Here is a 557-nt window from a genome sequence, read left to right as displayed (position 1 = left end):
GCCTCAACCAGAGCATCGCCGAAGGTTTGCTGGTCGAGGCCGAGCAGTTTGCGCGCATGGCCCCGACCGCTGATCTGCGCGAAGGGCTGAATGCCTGGATTGCACGCCGCGAGCCGGGCTATGACGGCTCGTGGACACATATCGCGCGTCCCGACGAGGCCAGGCGAGCCTGAAGCGGGTCGCTTGAATTCCTCAGGCGACCCGCTTCAGGTCTTTGTTTTTATGCGTGTCGTTCTCCCAAAACCGAGGTCACTTTTGGGCGACATGCACTCGTCGGAGCTGGATCAGGGCGCCACCACCAAACGGCCCTTCATGTTGGGGTGAAAGCGGCAGAAGTAGTCGACCGGTCCCGCCGTCTTCAAAGTCAGGCTTGCGGATTTCTTCGGCGGGATCATCACTTCCCAGCCGCCTTTCACGGTTGCCGTGTGGGCGAACACATCCTTGTTCACCCACTCGATCGTGTCGCCGACCTTTGCCTCGACGGTGGCCGGAGAGAACACCAGCCTGTCGATGGTGACCTGGATGGTTTCGGCTTGCGCCGGCACGAACCCGACGGC

At 61.9% G+C, this 557-nt stretch carries 1 protein-coding gene and 1 pseudogene; one reads left to right on the top strand and one right to left on the bottom strand.

Annotated elements, in window-relative coordinates; translation table 11 throughout:
- A pseudogene (locus tag EN925_RS41360) lies at positions 1–173 on the top strand (enoyl-CoA hydratase); the annotation flags it as partial.
- 111 nt (positions 174–284) lie between these two features.
- Here EN925_RS41360 and EN925_RS38845 read toward each other — a convergent pair.
- Complete coding sequence (locus tag EN925_RS38845; RefSeq protein ID WP_128337506.1) at positions 285–545, bottom strand: cupredoxin family copper-binding protein; 261 nt, start codon at positions 543–545, stop codon at positions 285–287.
- Between the last annotated feature and the right edge of the window lie 12 nt (positions 546–557).

Source organism: Mesorhizobium sp. M7A.F.Ca.US.006.04.2.1 (genome assembly GCF_004022915.1).
Classification (GTDB): domain Bacteria; phylum Pseudomonadota; class Alphaproteobacteria; order Rhizobiales; family Rhizobiaceae; genus Mesorhizobium; species Mesorhizobium ciceri.
Note: the sequence above shows the minus strand (reverse complement) of the source record. Positions and strands in the feature narration are given on the sequence as shown.